Annotated in this window: 14 protein-coding genes; 9 read left to right on the top strand and 5 right to left on the bottom strand. The window is 38.4% G+C overall.

Translation table 11 applies throughout. From position 1 onward, the window contains the following. Window positions 1-39: 39 nt before the first annotated feature. From GTK47_RS13645 to GTK47_RS13630, 4 genes are all read left to right on the top strand, one after another. Complete coding sequence (locus GTK47_RS13645; protein WP_165124073.1) at window positions 40-900, top strand: PHP domain-containing protein; 861 nt, start codon at window positions 40-42, stop codon at window positions 898-900. Between the two features lie 24 nt (window positions 901-924). Continuing rightward, a complete protein-coding gene (locus GTK47_RS13640) occupies window positions 925-1,545 on the top strand; it encodes an L-threonylcarbamoyladenylate synthase (RefSeq protein ID WP_023582284.1) in 621 nt (206 codons plus the stop codon). Window positions 1,546-1,965: 420 nt separating this feature from the next. Beyond that, complete coding sequence (rluB, locus tag GTK47_RS13635) at window positions 1,966-2,889, top strand: 23S rRNA pseudouridine(2605) synthase RluB (RefSeq protein ID WP_075672104.1); 924 nt, start codon at window positions 1,966-1,968, stop codon at window positions 2,887-2,889. 200 nt (window positions 2,890-3,089) lie between these two features. Next, window positions 3,090-4,037, top strand: coding sequence for a hypothetical protein (locus GTK47_RS13630; protein ID WP_165124071.1), 948 nt, complete (start codon window positions 3,090-3,092; stop codon window positions 4,035-4,037). A gap of 44 nt (window positions 4,038-4,081) precedes the next feature. Here the strand turns inward: GTK47_RS13630 and cobO are convergent, their stop codons facing one another. Both cobO and GTK47_RS13620 read right to left on the bottom strand, forming a co-directional pair. Next, a complete protein-coding gene (gene cobO, locus GTK47_RS13625) occupies window positions 4,082-4,672 on the bottom strand; it encodes a cob(I)yrinic acid a,c-diamide adenosyltransferase (protein ID WP_098943002.1) in 591 nt (196 codons plus the stop codon). 25 nt (window positions 4,673-4,697) lie between these two features. Further along, window positions 4,698-5,459, bottom strand: a complete 762-nt coding sequence (locus GTK47_RS13620; RefSeq protein ID WP_171455364.1) for a YciK family oxidoreductase — start codon at window positions 5,457-5,459, stop codon at window positions 4,698-4,700. Window positions 5,460-5,672: 213 nt separating this feature from the next. On the opposite strand from GTK47_RS13620, the gene sohB reads away from it, so the two are divergent. Beyond that, window positions 5,673-6,719, top strand: coding sequence for a protease SohB (gene sohB, locus GTK47_RS13615; RefSeq protein WP_165124069.1), 1,047 nt, complete (start codon window positions 5,673-5,675; stop codon window positions 6,717-6,719). Window positions 6,720-7,211: 492 nt separating this feature from the next. Here the strand turns inward: sohB and GTK47_RS13610 are convergent, their stop codons facing one another. Beyond that, entirely contained in the window at window positions 7,212-7,460 is a 249-nt protein-coding gene (locus tag GTK47_RS13610) for a YciN family protein (protein ID WP_088495697.1), read from the bottom strand. A 308-nt stretch (window positions 7,461-7,768) separates the two neighbouring features. On the opposite strand from GTK47_RS13610, the gene topA reads away from it, so the two are divergent. From topA to cysB, 3 genes are all read left to right on the top strand, one after another. Then, complete coding sequence (gene topA, locus GTK47_RS13605) at window positions 7,769-10,366, top strand: type I DNA topoisomerase (RefSeq protein ID WP_165124067.1); 2,598 nt, start codon at window positions 7,769-7,771, stop codon at window positions 10,364-10,366. A gap of 155 nt (window positions 10,367-10,521) precedes the next feature. Beyond that, window positions 10,522-11,046: a superoxide dismutase family protein gene (sodC, locus tag GTK47_RS13600; RefSeq protein ID WP_165124064.1), complete on the top strand. Its 525-nt coding sequence runs from the start codon at window positions 10,522-10,524 to the stop codon at window positions 11,044-11,046. A gap of 236 nt (window positions 11,047-11,282) precedes the next feature. Continuing rightward, complete coding sequence (gene cysB / locus GTK47_RS13595) at window positions 11,283-12,257, top strand: HTH-type transcriptional regulator CysB (protein ID WP_165124062.1); 975 nt, start codon at window positions 11,283-11,285, stop codon at window positions 12,255-12,257. A gap of 61 nt (window positions 12,258-12,318) precedes the next feature. Here cysB and GTK47_RS13590 read toward each other — a convergent pair whose 3' ends face one another. Continuing rightward, the gene (locus tag GTK47_RS13590; protein ID WP_165124044.1) at window positions 12,319-13,149 is read right to left on the bottom strand and encodes a hypothetical protein; all 831 of its coding nucleotides are present in this window, start codon (window positions 13,147-13,149) and stop codon (window positions 12,319-12,321) included. A 219-nt stretch (window positions 13,150-13,368) separates the two neighbouring features. Here GTK47_RS13590 and acnA point away from each other — a divergent pair, with 219 nt between their 5' ends. Beyond that, entirely contained in the window at window positions 13,369-16,041 is a 2,673-nt protein-coding gene (acnA, locus tag GTK47_RS13585) for an aconitate hydratase AcnA (protein WP_165124041.1), read from the top strand. 129 nt (window positions 16,042-16,170) lie between these two features. On the opposite strand, the gene GTK47_RS13580 is transcribed toward acnA, so the two are convergent. Continuing rightward, window positions 16,171-16,986, bottom strand: coding sequence for a MetQ/NlpA family lipoprotein (locus GTK47_RS13580; RefSeq protein ID WP_165124039.1), 816 nt, complete (start codon window positions 16,984-16,986; stop codon window positions 16,171-16,173). Between the last annotated feature and the right edge of the window lie 90 nt (window positions 16,987-17,076).

The following is a 17,076-nucleotide window of genomic DNA, read 5'->3' as shown; positions in this document are numbered from 1 at the left end:
TAAAAATTATTACCTTGCTAAGATGAAAAGGGAGAAGCGATGACAGAAGTGCTATCTGATTTAAGAGTGATTTATGATTTGCACAGCCACACTACCGCGTCAGATGGCGAGCTTTCACCAGAAGGATTGGTTGATAGAGCGATAGAGCGTCAAATTAATGTCTTAGCGATTACCGATCACGATACAACGGCGGCGATTACTCCTGCTAATGATTATATTGCAGAAAAAAATCTGCCTCTTACCCTGATATCAGGTGTCGAAATATCGACTTTGTGGGAGAATATAGAAATCCATATTGTTGGATTGAATATTGATATCAACCATAACGCAATCAAGGCACTTCTTTCATCACAAAGCCAATGTCGCGAAACTCGAGCGATAATGATTGGTGAGAGATTAGAAAAAGCAGGTATTGCAAATGCATTTGAAGGGGCAAAAGCCTTAGCGCATGGTGGACAAGTGACAAGAGGACATTTTGCCCGTTTTCTCGTGAATGAAGGGCATGTTGCCTCGGTTAATAAAGTGTTTAAACGGTATTTAGCAAAAGGTAAAACCGGTTATGTACCACCACAGTGGTGTTCGATCGGTGACGCTGTCACTGCAATTCATGAAGCTGGTGGTGTTGCAGTATTAGCGCATCCGGGACGATATGGTCTATCCTCTAAATGGTTAAAACGATTAACGCTTTATTTTAAACAACTCGGTGGTGATGCAATCGAAGTGGCACAATGCCAACAACCACCACAAGAACGGGAACAACACGCAGCATTAGCGCAACTTTATGGGTTAAAAGCTTCGTTAGGTTCTGATTTTCATCGCCCTTGCTCGTGGATAGAATTAGGGCGTAATTTATGGTTACCCGGTGGCGTCGAACCCGTTTGGTCGCTATGGCAAGAGTAACATTAGAAATTCGTTGAGGGATGTATGAGCCAACTTTTTTATATTCACCCTGATAATCCGCAGGCTCGTTTAATTGAACAAAGTGCTGATATTTTACGCAAAGGCGGTGTGGTGATTTATCCAACAGATTCTGGCTATGCTATTGGCTGTTGTTTAGAAAATAAAGATGCAATGACGCGAATTTGTCGTATTCGCCAATTAGATAAAAACCACAATTTCACACTGATGTGCCGTGACTTGTCCGAAATAGCTAATTACGCTTATGTTGATAATGTGGTGTTTCGCTTAATAAAAAATAATACCCCAGGTAATTACACCTTTATCTTAAAAGCAACTAAAGATGTACCAAAGCGTTTGATGAATGATAAACGTAAAACTATTGGTTTGCGTGTTCCTTCTAACCCAATTGCACTGGCATTGTTAGAAAATATTGGTGAGCCATTAATGTCAACAAGCCTGATTTTACCAGGCAATGATTTTGCAGAATCTGATCCAGAAGAAATCGAAGATTTATTAAGCAAACAAGTTGATTTGGTGATCCATGGTGGCTATTTAGGACAAAAACCGACAACGGTCATTGATTTAACGGAAGATACCCCCGTTATCGTACGTGAAGGTACGGGTGATATTACGCCATTTCAGTAAGCAATTTAGTTGATTAAACTAAATTGGGAGTAAATGACTCGATAGTGAAGAAATTTATCATGAGATAAAGAGATAAAAGGTGAAGGGATCTATCGCTTGTGTTAAATTTATACATTGCGATAAAAATCACAGTGTCTGTTTTTGAAATCAGTTATACCAACGCGCATTTTAAGTGCTAAGCACAGTAACTTGATAAGCAGACAAATGGTTAAGCTGTCATTATAGTTTTACCAACATCGTTTTATCGGCACTATTTATCACAATGTTGATGTGAAAAATCATCAACATTGTTCACTATTGAATCAATAAACCTGTGTTTATTTCTTATTTTAATAAACATGGGTTATTTTTATTTAATTGATTTTTAAAAATTAATTCTATTTTTATGACGCCTGTGAAGGCGACACATGAGGTTGTTTCATGAGCGATAAATCGCAACGCACTGAAAAATTACAAAAAATCCTTGCTCGTTCTGGTCACGGTTCTCGCCGTGAAATTGAAGGTTATCTTCAAGAAGGACGTATCAGCATTGATGGTACAAAAGCGAAATTAGGTGATCGTATTGATGTCACCACGACAGCAAAAATCCGCTTAGATGGCCGCATTCTAAATATTCGTGAAGCACAAAAAGATGTTTGTCGTGTGCTTGCTTATTACAAGCCTGAAGGTGAACTGTGTACTCGCAGCGATCCACAAGGTCGCCCGACTGTTTTCCAACGTCTGCCTCGCCTTAACAGTGCTCGCTGGATCGCAGTGGGTCGTCTTGATGTCAATACCAGTGGATTACTGTTATTTACAACAGATGGTGAATTAGCTAACCGTTTAATGCACCCTAGCCGTGAAGTTGAGCGTGAATACGCAGTACGTGTTTTTGGTGAAATTGATGATGCCAAAATTCGCCAGTTAACGCGTGGTGTACAATTAGAAGATGGCCCTGCTTCATTCCGCTCTGTTTCTTATCGTGGCGGTGAAGGGATTAACCAATGGTATAACGTTTCTCTTACCGAAGGGCGTAACCGTGAAGTTCGCCGCATGTGGGAAGCGGTTGGTGTACAAGTTAGCCGCCTTATTCGAGTCCGTTACGGTGATATTGATTTACCAAAAGGCTTACCACGTGGTGGTTGGGTTGAACTTGGATTAGATCAAATCAACTATTTACGTCAGTTGGTTGAATTAAACGACGAAACAGTAACCAAAGTTGCAGTAGAAAAAGATCAGCGTCGCATTAAAGCGAATCAGATCCGTCGTGCTGTTAAGCGCCATACTAAGATTTCAGCGCGCACTTCAACATCACCTGCTAAAAGAGCGTCAAGTCGTCGCCAGTCAGCAGGAAATAAAAAGTAATTAGCGAATAATTATTTATTATTTTAAATTAAAATATCATTTTTCATAAAGAAGCACCCATTGAATAGGGTGCTTCTTTTTTTTGATAGCTTTCTTTTTTCCATAAATAAAACTATGATGCACGGATTAATGAGGTGAGAAGTCATTTTTATTAAAATAATATTTTATTTGTATATTTTACGATAAGGTATACGCGATATATGCATCGTTTTTTTTATTTAACAACAATGTTATGTGCGACTACTCTTACTACGGGTTGTGAGCCAACGGCTAATTCAAACTCACAGTCTGGCGTGTTCTATATTAGTAACAATAAAACAACACCGTTAGCCTTCCAAATTGATAATAATTCTTTTTGGCTTAATACTGGTGAAGTGAAAGAAATAAAATTAGAGAATGGGAAGCATGTATTAATTGATGCTGATGGGAAGAAGAAAACTTTTATGATTTATCCCGGTAATCATGGTGGAATAATTAATCCATCTAGGGAAATCTACTATAGTTTTACTTCTATTTTTTCTCCTAAAGAAGACCGTGGGCATTTATACTTAACAATGCGTTCCGTTTGGATTGATGGCCAGCTTGTGCATGGTGCTATTAATAGCTCTGACGCTCTGTTTATTGATAATAATGTTTTCCGCTGCGAAATCCCATTAAATGAACCTATCCCAACGTATTTACCTGATTGGAGTAATAAGGGAGTGGTAAATGTATTAACTAAGTGTTTTTCCCAATCTGAATTTCAAGATTTTATATCAAGAAAGCCATATGGTATTCATGTTTATTCAGGACGCAATTTATTAGAAGAACATAAAGAAAAAGATAAATACAATTGGATAAATGATGAAAATACGAGAACAGATGATTTTATTCCAACATTGAGTCATATTGAGTTTAATAATGACGAAATGCTGAAAGAAGCTAAAAATATTTATAAAGTAACTAATTCCTATTTAGCTTCACGTGATCCAAATGAAAAGCAAATTTACTATAATGAATATCATTTTCATATAACGGCAATGGCTATGGTTTATAGTCAGCAAATACAAAATAATATATTCGATGATAAAGAGGCTTACTTTAAATTGATAAATGAAACAGGGCGTATATTTGGTGCCGGTATATTAAGTGAGCCAGCTTTGATATAAATAATTATTCATTTTTATCTAATTGCAAAGGTGATAAGGGGTTATTACCAATCTATGCCTTTTTGTGCTTTTATCCCACTATCAAAAGCATGTTTAATAGGACGCATTTCTGTCACAGTATCTGCTAACTCGATTAATTTTCTATGGCAGCCTCTTCCAGTAATAATGACATTTTGATGAGAAGGACGAGAGCTTATAGCTGAAATGACCTCATCTAATGGTAAATAGTTAAAGCTAATCATATAGGTAATTTCATCGAGAATAACGAGATCATATTCTGGGTTATTAAGCAATTTGAGTGCATATTGCCAAGTATTTAAACAAGCGGCTGTATCTGCACTTTTATCTTGTGTTTCCCAAGTAAATCCAGTTTCCATTACATAGAAAGGTACGCCAAATTGTTCCAGTAGGTTACGTTCACCGTTTTCCCAAGTTCCTTTAATAAATTGCACAACACCGACCTTTTTTTGATGACCCACTGCGCGGGTCGCTGTACCCATAGCTGCGGTTGTTTTTCCTTTACCATTACCAGTAAAAATCATCACAATACCTTGTTCTCGTTGAGCTTGCTCAATTCGGGTATCTACTTTTTCTTTTAAACGTTGTTGGCGTTTTTGGTGTTGTGCATCATTCATTGAACTACCTCGAACTTAGATTTCGTTATTCAGCAGGACCAGCTTTACGACCAGGTTGTGCATCTAAAGATTGTCCTTTTACATCAATACTGTCATCACTCATCAAATAGAGATATAACGGCATCAAATCTTTAGGTGTTTTTAGTTTCTGTGAATTTTCATCAGGGAATGCACTCGCTCTCATTGCTGTACGAGTACCACCAGGATTGATGCAGTTAATACGTAAAGTACTTTCGTTATATTCTTCATTCAGTACCTGCATAAAGCCTTCTGTTGCGAATTTTGATACAGAGTAAGCACCCCAACCATAACGACCTTGGCGACCCACACTGGATGTCGTGAGGATAAGACTCGCATGAGGCGCTTTAAGCATCAATGGCAACAGGGCTTTTGTGAGCATAAATGTCGCATTAACGTTGACTTGCATAACGTCATGCCAAAGGTTGCTTGGTTGATTAATGATAGGCTCAACAACACCTAATAAACCGGCATTTTGTAATACGCCATCAAGATGAGGGAAGCGTTTAACGAGAGTATCCGCAAATTGCTGAAAATCATTCTCTGTCGCTGTCAGTAGATCAAGTGGATATAACATAGGTTGTTGGCCACCTGATGTGATTATCTCTTCTTGAACATCCTCAAGCTTTGATAGAGTACGGCCCAATAAGATAAGTGTTGCGCCGTATTGCGCATAAGTTAGTGCGGCTTCTTTTCCTATGCCATCACCAGCACCCGTTACTAGAATAATTTTATCTTTTAGCACGCTATGATCGGGTTGATATTGCAACATATTGATATCCTGTCTAGTAAAAAGTAAATAAAGTGTAACGTCTTATTTGTCTAGCGACCAGTTTAGTCTGATTTTTTGTTTACAATTTATGTCTATTTTCTTTATTGTATTAAACATAATCATGCCTTTGTGGCTGGCGCTAAAGCAGAATTTCGTTAAACTAGGCGTATTGGTTTGAGTCTGTGTTATTAACCTTAAAAAGAGGTCTTTGTGGAGTATATTTTGCAATATGGGCTGTTTTTAGCAGAAATTGTCACTGTTGTTGTGGCAATTATCGCTATCGTATTGTTTTTCGTCGTGGTTGGAAATAAAAAGCAAAATCGTAAAGGGACATTAAGAGTCACAGATCTTGCTGAAGCCTATGAAGAAAAACAACGCGTTATGCAACAAGCGAAAATGGACGATGCTGAATTAAAAGTCTGGTATAAAGCATTTAAAAAACAGCAGAAAAAAGAGAATAAACAGAGTAAAAACAATGCAAAAGAAGGTAAAAAAGGTGTTGTAAAACCTTGTTTATACGTGCTTGACTTTAACGGTAGTATGGATGCCCACGAAGTGGGTGCATTACGTGAAGAAATCAGTGCCATCCTTTCTGTTGCGCAATCGGGTGATGAGGTTTTACTGCGTTTGGAAAGTCCGGGTGGCATGGTTCATGGTTATGGATTAGCAGCAGCTCAGTTAACGCGTTTAAAAGAAAAGGGTATTAAACTGACTGCGGTTGTCGATAAAGTGGCTGCCAGCGGAGGATATATGATGGCATGTGTAGCAGATAAAATTGTTGCTGCACCATTTGCGATTATTGGCTCAATTGGCGTTGTGGCTCAAATCCCTAATATCCACCGTTTACTCAAGAAAAATGATATCGATGTTGAGTTGCATACTGCTGGAGAATATAAACGCACATTAACCTTATTAGGCGAAAATACCGAAGAAGGACGTGAGAAATTTAAGCAAGATTTAAATGAAACACATCTGTTATTTAAATCATTTGTGCATAAATATCGCCCTCAACTTGATATCGATAGTGTTGCAACTGGTGAGTATTGGTATGGCTCAGAAGCACTAAACAGAGGTTTAATTGATGAAGTTGGTGTGAGTGATGATTGGTTAATTAATCATATTAATGACTTTGAAGTCCTCTCAGTCCAATATATTACCAAGAAGAAAATGGTCGAGCGTGTTACAGGCGGTGCAATGGAAAGCATTGATAAACTGATGATGCGTTGGGTACAAAGAAGTAAAAAACCGCTGCTATAAGCCAATAAGTACGCCATAAATGATATCAGCGATAGGGTTATTGCTGATATCATCTTTCCTTGCCACCACTATTCCCAAACCTTTCCAATAAATATTCTAATCTTTTATTTTAAAAGCGTTTATTTCGATAAAACAAAAAAAAAGCCAGTGAAGATTTCACTGGCAATCAAAGAAATAATTGATATTGCTTATAACAACAACAGGGTAAATATTTCCTCTTTCTAGGAGGCTTCAATATAGCCGTAAACAGGGAATAAAAATAATTGATATTACTGATTGTATTGATAGGTAAGTGTAATCACGAGTTGAGATGTGACAGAAAATCCGCATTATGTTTAAACTGAATTTTCATTCTTATTTTTTGTTTAATTATGCCAGTTATTGGCACCTGTATAAATGCAATAACTGGCAAGCAAAGTCTCTTTTTTGTTATCGATAAAGAGTAACTCAATTTATTTTCGTGATTAAATAAAAAATAATCACAAAGATGACTTATTCTAAATGGTATTTATCAGATAACACATGAGCTAAATGCTTAAACATATTGAATGCCGCAGTGCTTTTTGCTGTAGGTAAACCTTGTTCATCTAAAAAAAATTCGCCTTTAAATACGAGGACATTACCTTTTTGTTCAACCGAATCAGCACGCATACCATGTATGTAATCTTCATGTTCACATATGATTTTATTCGCTTTTTCAAGTAGCATCTCTGTTGTAATCGGTGTAGTTTGTGTTGACATAATATGTGCTCCTTAGAAAAATAATTTGTTGCGCCTCACTTTTTATCAGGTAGAGTGTGGCATTTTTAAAAGCTTAGCTACTCTATATGTAGCAAACAATGATTTGCCTGTACTCTGATCAAAGCGGTGAGGTGATTAAAATACCTCAAAAAAAACCACGAGTTTTGAGCTTGAGCAAAAGCTTTGAATAAAAACAGGTTGATATATTGCAAAACTAACGCAATATAAAAAAGAGATTTTAAACATTTTTTTAGTTGAGGGTATTAAACGATACCGTCATAACAAAGTTTAATTAGGTAAAGGTAATTATGGGTAAAGCTCTTGTTATCGTGGAGTCCCCGGCTAAAGCCAAAACGATCAATAAATATCTTGGCAATGACTACGTAGTTAAATCTAGCGTGGGTCACATTCGTGATTTGCCAAAGAGTGGTTCTGGCAGCCAGAAGAGCGAAAACTCATCCGCCACGAAAGGCGTGAAAAAAGTTAAAAAGGATGAGAAATCAGCCTTAGTCAGCCGTATGGGAGTTGATCCCTATAATGGATGGAATGCGAATTATCAAATTCTACCCGGTAAAGAAAAAGTCGTGGCTGAACTAAAAGCATTGGCTGAGAAAGCAGATCATGTCTATCTCGCAACGGACCTTGACCGCGAAGGAGAAGCTATTGCGTGGCATTTACGCGAAGTTATCGGCGGTGATGATGAACGGTTTAGTCGAGTGGTTTTTAACGAAATCACTAAAAATGCCATTACACAAGCTTTCCAAACTCCGGGTGAGTTAAATATAGATCGCGTTAACGCGCAACAAGCACGTCGTTTTATGGATCGTGTTGTGGGCTATATGGTTTCACCTTTACTTTGGAAAAAAGTTGCTCGTGGTTTATCTGCGGGTCGGGTGCAATCAGTTGCTGTGCGTCTTTTAGTAGAACGTGAGCGTGAAATTAAAGCCTTTGTTCCTGAAGAATATTGGCAATTACACGCATCGCTGTTAACGCCTGACGAACAGCCATTGCGTATGGAAGTCACGCATTATAATGATAAAGCTTTCAACCCTGTTTCATCTGATGAAACACAGGTTGCGGTTAAAGCATTACAAAATGCGACCTTCACGGTAAAAGATCGTGAAGATAGACCAACGTCTAGCAAGCCAAGCGCACCGCTTATCACATCAACCTTACAGCAAGCGGCAAGTACGCGTTTAAGCTTTGGTGTGAAAAAGACGATGATGCTAGCTCAGCGCCTTTATGAAGCAGGTTATATAACCTATATGCGTACTGACTCAACTAACTTAAGTCAGGATGCGATTCAAATGGCGCGTGATTATATCAATGAGAATTTTGGTGCCAAGTATTTGCCGAAAGAGCCAAACGTTTATTCGAGCAAAGAAAATTCTCAAGAAGCGCACGAAGCTATCCGTCCTTCTGATATCAACGTTATCGCAGAATCTTTAAAAGATATGGATAACGATGCTAAACGTTTATATCAACTGATTTGGAATCAATTTGTTGCTTGTCAAATGACACCAGCAAAATACGATTCAACCACATTAACAGTCGAATCAGGTGATTATAAACTACGTGCTAAAGGTCGTACTTTACGTTTTGCAGGTTGGACGAAAGTTATGCCAGCGATGCGTAATAAAGATGAAGATAAAACCTTACCAGCCGTTGATGTAGGGGCAAAACTGGCTTTAGCTGAATTAGAACCTACTCAGCACTTTACTAAGCCACCAGCACGTTTTAGCGAAGCGACGTTAGTTAAAGAATTAGAAAAACGCGGTATTGGTCGCCCTTCAACATATGCGTCTATCATCTCCACTATTCAAGATCGTGGTTATGTGAAAGTTGAAAACCGTCGTTTTTATGCAGAAAAAATGGGTGAAATTGTAACCGATCGCTTAGAAGAGAATTTTAGCGATTTAATGAATTACGATTTTACTGCGCAAATGGAAGATCACCTCGACCATGTTGCCAATAATGAAGAAAACTGGAAAGCGGTATTAGATGCCTTCTTCAGCGATTTTAGTCAGCAATTAGAAGTTGCTGAGAAAGATCCTGAAGAAGGCGGAATGCGACCAAATCCAATGGTTATCACGTCGATTGAGTGCCCAACGTGTTCTCGTCATATGGGAATTAGAACGGCGACAACAGGCGTATTCTTAGGATGTTCTGGTTATGCATTACCGCCTAAAGAGCGCTGTAAGCAAACCATTAACCTTATCCCTGAAGATGAATTATTAAATATTCTTGAAGGGGAAGATGCAGAAACTAACGCATTACGTGCACGTCGTCGTTGCCCAAAATGTGGTACTGCAATGGATAGCTACCTGATTGACACTCATCGCAAATTACATGTTTGTGGTAATAATCCTGCATGTGATGGTTATGAAGTTGAAGAAGGTGAATTCCGCTTAAAAGGTTATGAAGGGCCAGTTATTGAGTGCGATAAATGTGGTTCTGAAATGCACCTGAAAATGGGGCGTTTTGGTAAATACATGGGTTGTACTAATGATGACTGTAAAAATACCCGTAAGATCTTAAAAAGCGGTGAAATTGCACCACCGAAGGAAGATCCAGTTCCACTTCCTGAATTGCCATGTGAAAAATCAGATGCATACTTTGTCTTACGAGACGGTGCTGCTGGTGTCTTCTTGGCTGCAAATACGTTCCCTAAATCAAGAGAAACGCGTGCACCAAAAGTAGAAGAGCTGGTTCGCTTTAAAGACCGTTTAGCAGAGAAAATGCGCTATTTAGCAGAGGCTCCAGTAGCTGATCCTGAAGGAAACCCAACGATTGTGCGTTTTAGTCGTAAGACAAAACAGCAATATGTTTCTTCAGAGAAAGATGGCAAAGCAACAGGTTGGTCTGCGTTTTATGTCGATGGAAAATGGGTTGAAAAGACCAAATAACATTGGCATTGTGCGATAAATAAAAAAGCGACTAATGAGAGTTAGTCGCTTTTTTGTATTAAGAAGGTATGCTAATTAAATACACTGAAACAGTATTAATGGTTAATTTCTATTTGTCTGATATTTTACTTTTCTAATAATAAGACGGAGATACTATGAAACTGATGCCTTTGTTACTATCTGGCTTACTCTTCACTTCTGTAGCAAGCGCTGCAACATTAGATGTCACGTTAAAAGAAGCGTTACCAACAGGTGCTGGCAACGATATTGGCGTTGTCACTATTACTGAAACAGATTATGGGCTGTTATTTACGCCACAACTCACTGGATTAACACCAGGTATTCATGGTTTTCATATTCATGCTAATGGTTTTTGTGAGCCTGATATGAAAGATGGCAAACCTGTGCCTGCTTTAAAAGCAGGCGGTCATTTAGATCCTGAAAAAGTTGGTGTTCACTTGGGGCCTTATAATAAAGATGGGCATTTAGGTGATTTACCAGGATTAGTTGTAAATGATAAAGGTGTTGCTGATTACGCAGTATTAGCGCCAAAACTCACTAAGCTTGAGCAAGTGAAAGACAAAGCAATTATGGTGCATGTGGGGGGCGACAACTATTCTGATGATCCCGAGGCTCTTGGCGGTGGTGGTGCAAGAATGGCGTGTGGTGTGATTAAATAATTTAGTGCCAATATTATGAAATAAAAGCTGACAGAGAATGTCGGCTTTTTTATGCTTGTTTATAGCTTATAACTATTCGATATAACAGAATCTAAATAACGCTATTAATTACGTTAGACCGAAATGAAATAAGTGATATAGTGGTTATATATTACATCTTTATTATTCTTTTTAGTTATATGAATATAAATAGAATAACGGAATAATAAGTCTTTTGTTGAAGGGATAGCCTCTCCATGAAATTACAACAGTTGCGTTATATCGTTGAAGTGGTGAATAACGACTTAAATGTTTCGACCACGGCAGAGCGTTTGTATACATCTCAACCGGGAATAAGTAAACAAATTCGCATGTTAGAAGATGAGTTAGGTATACAAATATTTTCTCGTAGTGGTAAGCATCTAACGCATGTGACACCTGCGGGTGAAGAAGTTGTAAGGCTGTCTAGAGAAATCTTATCAAAAACAGAAGCTATCCGATCTGCTGCGGGTGAACACACTTATCCAGATAGAGGCTCATTATCGATTGCAACAACACATACGCAAGCTCGTTATGTATTACCTCCAGTAATAAAAGGTTTTATTGAGCGCTATCCTGATGTTTCATTGCATATGAACCAAGGTTCGCCAACACAAATTGCTGAGGATGTATGCAGGGGTAAAAGTGATTTTGCGATTGCGACAGAATCACTGCATCTTTATAACGATTTAGTGATGTTACCTTGCTATCGTTGGAACCGTATTGTGGTGGTTTCAAAAGATCATCCTCTGGCACAAAAACGAGAAGTGACGTTAAAAGAGCTTGCGAGCTACGATATTGTCACCTATACCCAAGGTTTTACTGGGCGTTCTGATCTTGATGATGCTTTCGGTAAAGTAGGGTTAAAACCTAAAATTGTTTTCACTGCAACCGATGCGGACGTCATTAAAACTTATGTGAGATTGCATTTAGGTATTGGTGTGATTGCCAGTATGGCATTTGATCCTGTGCTTGATAGCGATTTAGTCGCGATTGATATGCGTGATAAGTTTAGTTATAGCACCACTAAAATTGCATTCCGTCGCAGTGGTTTCTTACGTGGCTATATGTATGATTTTATGTGGCGCTTTGCTCCACATCTTACGCGTAATTTGATTGAACAAGCGGTTGCATTGCGAACTAATGAAGAGATTGAAGAGTTATTTAAAGATATCGAATTACCCTTAGTGTAATACTGAAAGGCGGGTGATCCCCGCCTTCAAGCGTGTTCATAGACCTAATTTCTGCTATTACTCATTTCAAATAAAAATCCCCACTAAAAAAAGCATCTGATTTTGCAATACTTAGTTGACGATACTTATTTAAAAAATCATAAAATTGCTGATTAATCAGTGGATCATCAAGTGCGCTAGCATCAAATACAGAGGTAATAGTCGTGTACTCTAAAGAGAGGATAAATTTACGACCTATACAACTGGCGAGTAGCATTTTTGCTGATTGATAAGAAAAACGTAGGCTCAAAATTTTCAATTTGGGAACAAAAATAAGGTGATTATTATGATTGAGTATCTCCGTGATCCCCGCAATAGTTATCGTTTGATAGCTGTCTAATGACTTTCGTAAGCCGACTTCTATTTTTTGTCCTTGAGTACGTAAAAAATCAATAAATTCTCCAAGTGCGGGTGATGTGGCATTGATTGCTGCGCCTAGCAGTAACTGAATAAATGCTTGAGCAACGGAAAAATCAAAGGTTTGTTTATGAAGTTTTTTTGTTTCGATTTTATTGTGCCCTAGCAGTGGTAAATGATTAAGGGTATCTAACCAATGTTCAGGGCGATAATAGGCTTCATTATCTTCTTTTTTTAATGCAGCAAGATGGTTTGCCATAATAGAAATAAGTCCAATTTGAATATTTTTAAGTTGTGACATTTTTTCTATTTCGGAAGGCTCAAAAGGTTTTGGTGATGCGATGATAAACTGCACTAAACCTTCGGCATCTTTTATATTTTGAGAATGTAATGCATTCATCGATAAGGCTTGCGGAAACGGTGGTGTAACAGGCTCCGCGAAATAGCGATCGGCATTCATAATATTTTTTAGTAAATCAGATTGTTTGTTATTCATAAATAATATCCTTACACAGTTATACCTCTCCCATTAAAGTCTAATTAAGTGAAAATCTAGAGACTAAAATTTATTAACATCATGACAGCCATAACATTGCGTTAACAAATTGTGTGGTCTTTAAGCGAAATTCAATGTTATATGATATGTTTAATAAATAACCTTACCTATTTTGATAGTTTAAACATGCTGTCAGTATAAAAATAAGAAGGAGGAGCTATGTCGTTACGTTTGAAAAAAGAGAGTCATTCCACGCTCTTAGTCGGATCTCAAGAATATGAGTATTACCGTCTTTCAGAAGTTGCTCGCCAATTAGGCGATATTACCCGTCTTCCTAAATCTCTGAAGGTGTTACTAGAAAACTTAGTGCGTTATCTCGACAATGATACTGTTGTTGAAGAGGACATTAAGGCGTTAGTTGAGTGGCAAAAAACAGCGCATGCATCACGTGAAATTGCTTATCGACCTGCAAGGGTTCTTATGCAAGATTTTACCGGTGTGCCTGCGGTCGTTGATTTAGCAGCTATGCGTGAAGCAGTGAAATCTTTGGGTGGGAAAGTGGATAAAGTCAATCCACTATCACCTGTTGATTTAGTTATTGACCACTCTGTTATGGTTGATGAATATGCCAGTAAAAATGCGTTTGCTGAAAACGTGGAAATTGAAATGGAGCGTAACTATGAACGTTACCTTTTTTTACGTTGGGGACAGCAATCCTTTGAACGCTTTCGTGTCGTACCACCAGGTACAGGAATTTGTCATCAGGTAAACCTTGAATACTTAGGCAAAGCTATTTGGTCTGAAGCCCAAAATGGACGCCATGTGGCTTATCCCGATACCTTAGTTGGCACAGATTCTCATACCACAATGATCAACGGTCTTGGTGTTCTAGGTTGGGGGGTAGGTGGCATTGAAGCGGAAGCCGCAATGTTAGGTCAACCTATCTCCATGTTAATTCCTGATGTTGTTGGCTTTAAACTAACAGGAAAATTGCGTGAAGGGATCACCGCAACTGATCTGGTTTTAACCGTTACACAGATGTTACGTGCTCATGGTGTGGTGGGTAAATTTGTAGAATTCTACGGAGATGGCCTAGCGTCATTACCTTTAGCCGATCGTGCAACAATAGCGAATATGTCGCCAGAGTATGGTGCGACCTGTGGATTCTTCCCAATAGATGATATCACTCTTGATTATTTACGTTTAACAGGTCGTGAAGAACAAGAGATTGCACTAGTTGAAGCTTATAGCAAAGAGCAGGGTTTATGGCGACATACAGGCGATGAACCTATCTTTACGTCAACATTATCGCTAGATATGGGAACTGTTGAAGCAAGCCTTGCTGGGCCTAAACGTCCTCAAGATAGAGTTAATCTACTGAGTGTACCAAAAGCATTTAAAGCGGCAGTAGAGCTTGAAACTAATAAGAAACCACTGTCACACTTTCCTCAAGTAAAAATTGATGATTATCCTGCGTTTGAATTAACTGATGGTGCTGTCGTTATTGCGGCGATCACATCATGTACTAATACATCAAACCCTAATGTTTTAATGGCAGCCGGATTACTGGCTAAAAATGCGGTCGAAAAAGGATTGCAGCGTAAACCTTGGGTTAAGTCTTCTTTGGCTCCAGGCTCTAAAGTGGTCACGGATTATCTTAATCTTGCAGGATTAACCCCTTATCTTGATGAGTTAGGATTTAACCTTGTGGGATATGGTTGCACAACATGTATTGGTAACTCTGGGCCTTTATTGGCACCGATTGAACGTGCAATTAAGGATAATGATTTAACTATTGCGGCGGTATTATCCGGTAACCGTAACTTTGAAGGTCGAATTCATCCCTTAGTGAAAACCAACTGGCTAGCATCACCACCTTTAGTGGTTGCTTATGCTTTATCTGGAAATATGAATATTGATCTCACTAAAGAGCCATTAGGTAAAGATAAACAGGGTAATCCCGTTTATTTAAAAGATATTTGGCCTGATAGTAAAGCGATTGCTGATGCTGTTGAGAAAGTTAAAACAGAAATGTTCCATAAAGAGTACTCCGCTGTGTTTGAAGGTGATGAGACATGGAAATCACTGAAAACACAAGATACTCCTGTCTATGATTGGCAACCTGATTCTACCTATATTCGACATCCTCCTTTCTTTGAAGGAATGTCAAAAACGCCAGTACCAATTAAAGATATTCATCAAGCCAGTATTTTGGCTATTTTAGGTGATTCGGTGACAACTGATCACATCTCACCTGCGGGTAATATTAAGGCGGATAGTCCAGCGGGGCGTTATTTGCGTGAACACGGTGTCGAGCCGAAAGATTTTAACTCTTATGGCTCAAGACGCGGTAATCATGAAGTCATGATGCGAGGTACATTTGCTAATATTCGCATTCGTAACGAAATGGTACCGGGAGTAGAAGGTGGTTTTACCAAACATATTCCAACGGGTGAAACACTGGCTATTTATGATGCCTCAATGCGTTATCAACAAGAAAATACGCCATTGGCGATTATTGCAGGTAGTGAATATGGTTCAGGCTCTAGCCGAGACTGGGCAGCGAAGGGGACGCGTTTATTAGGTGTGCGAGTCGTTATTGCAGGCTCTTTTGAACGTATTCATCGTTCTAACTTAATCGGTATGGGAGTTCTACCTTTAGAGTTTCCTAAAGGGGTAACTCGCCAAACATTGGGCTTAAAAGGTGATGAGAAAATTGAGATCACAGGGCTTAATGAATTAACACCGAGCCAAGATATAGCAGTTAATATTACTTTCGCAGATAATCACACTGAAACCATTATGGCGCGTTGCCGTATTGATACTCAAACTGAATTAGCCTATTTCCAACATGGTGGCATATTGCATTATGTTATTCGTAATATGCTTTAATTAGGTTTAGTTGTAATAAATATAACGCCTCATTATAAAAATAATGGGGCGTTATATTCCTCGTATAGATATCGTTTTAGATGATGCTTGGTATTTTGAAAGAAGATCTGATGCTAAATAGAGCTTCTATCACCAACCCTGAACCGCACCGCCGTTAAAAATGGTTTCGGCAGCGGTGGCAACTTCGGGTGATTGGTAAGCCTTAATAAAATCCCGCACATTATCAGCGTCTTTATTATCTTCTCTTGTCACAATAATATTGGTGTAAGGCGAGTTTTTATCTTCAATAAAAATACTGTCTTTGGTTGGAGATAAATTAATTTGTTGGATGTAAGTTGTACTGATAATAGCGACAGTCACCTTAGGATCGTTTAAAACTCGCGGTAATTGTGCGCCTTCTAGCTCCATAATTTTAAGTTTAAGTGGATTATCAATAATATCGATAGCCGTAGGCAATAAACCACTGTTTGGTTTTAACGTAATCAGCTTTTCTTTATCTAATAATAGTAATGCTCGACCTAAATTGGTGGGATCGTTAGGAACAGCAATGGTATCGCCTGATTTTAACTCTGAAGGATGCTTAATTTTTGTTGAATAGCCCGCCATAGGAAAAACAAAGGTATTACCAACAGCCACTAAATTGTAACCACGAGATTGATTATCTTGGGCAAGAAAAGGGCGATGTTGAAAAACATTGGCATCAAGCTCTTTATTTGCTGTGGGATCGTTAGGTAATAAAGAACCACTGAAACTTACCAATTCAACCTCTAAGCCATATTTTTCTTTGGCAACTTTTTTGGCAACTTCAGCCACATCTTGTTCAGCACCATTAATCACACCAACCTTGATTGAATAGCTGGTTTTATCGCTATTATCACAGCCCGTTAATAACGTTCCTGCTAATAATAGCGCGCCGAAAATCCTACCAGAAAAATGTAATGGCATAATGCATTCCTATTAAAATTTATTTATTAATAAATAAATTAGAATAAGATAGATAGTCAATGAAATCGCATATGACAATTTTTCACATGA

The sequence above is a fragment of the Proteus sp. ZN5 genome, from assembly GCF_011046025.1.
Lineage (GTDB): Bacteria > Pseudomonadota > Gammaproteobacteria > Enterobacterales > Enterobacteriaceae > Proteus.
Note: the sequence above shows the minus strand (reverse complement) of the source record. Positions and strands in the feature narration are given on the sequence as shown.

What these genes read in the sequence shown, in the direction of transcription:
- acnA (WP_165124041.1), top strand. Translation starts at nt 13,369, where the DNA reads ATGTCGTTACGTTTGAAAAAAGAGAGTCATTCCACGCTCTTAGTCGGA.
- GTK47_RS13590 (WP_165124044.1), bottom strand. Translation starts at nt 13,149, where the DNA reads ATGAATAACAAACAATCTGATTTACTAAAAAATATTATGAATGCCGAT.
- sodC (WP_165124064.1), top strand. Translation starts at nt 10,522, where the DNA reads ATGAAACTGATGCCTTTGTTACTATCTGGCTTACTCTTCACTTCTGTA.
- GTK47_RS13610 (WP_088495697.1), bottom strand. Translation starts at nt 7,460, where the DNA reads ATGTCAACACAAACTACACCGATTACAACAGAGATGCTACTTGAAAAA.
- topA (WP_165124067.1), top strand. Translation starts at nt 7,769, where the DNA reads ATGGGTAAAGCTCTTGTTATCGTGGAGTCCCCGGCTAAAGCCAAAACG.
- GTK47_RS13640 (WP_023582284.1), top strand. Translation starts at nt 925, where the DNA reads ATGAGCCAACTTTTTTATATTCACCCTGATAATCCGCAGGCTCGTTTA.
- GTK47_RS13645 (WP_165124073.1), top strand. Translation starts at nt 40, where the DNA reads ATGACAGAAGTGCTATCTGATTTAAGAGTGATTTATGATTTGCACAGC.
- cobO (WP_098943002.1), bottom strand. Translation starts at nt 4,672, where the DNA reads ATGAATGATGCACAACACCAAAAACGCCAACAACGTTTAAAAGAAAAA.
- rluB (WP_075672104.1), top strand. Translation starts at nt 1,966, where the DNA reads ATGAGCGATAAATCGCAACGCACTGAAAAATTACAAAAAATCCTTGCT.
- GTK47_RS13630 (WP_165124071.1), top strand. Translation starts at nt 3,090, where the DNA reads ATGCATCGTTTTTTTTATTTAACAACAATGTTATGTGCGACTACTCTT.
- cysB (WP_165124062.1), top strand. Translation starts at nt 11,283, where the DNA reads ATGAAATTACAACAGTTGCGTTATATCGTTGAAGTGGTGAATAACGAC.
- GTK47_RS13580 (WP_165124039.1), bottom strand. Translation starts at nt 16,986, where the DNA reads ATGCCATTACATTTTTCTGGTAGGATTTTCGGCGCGCTATTATTAGCA.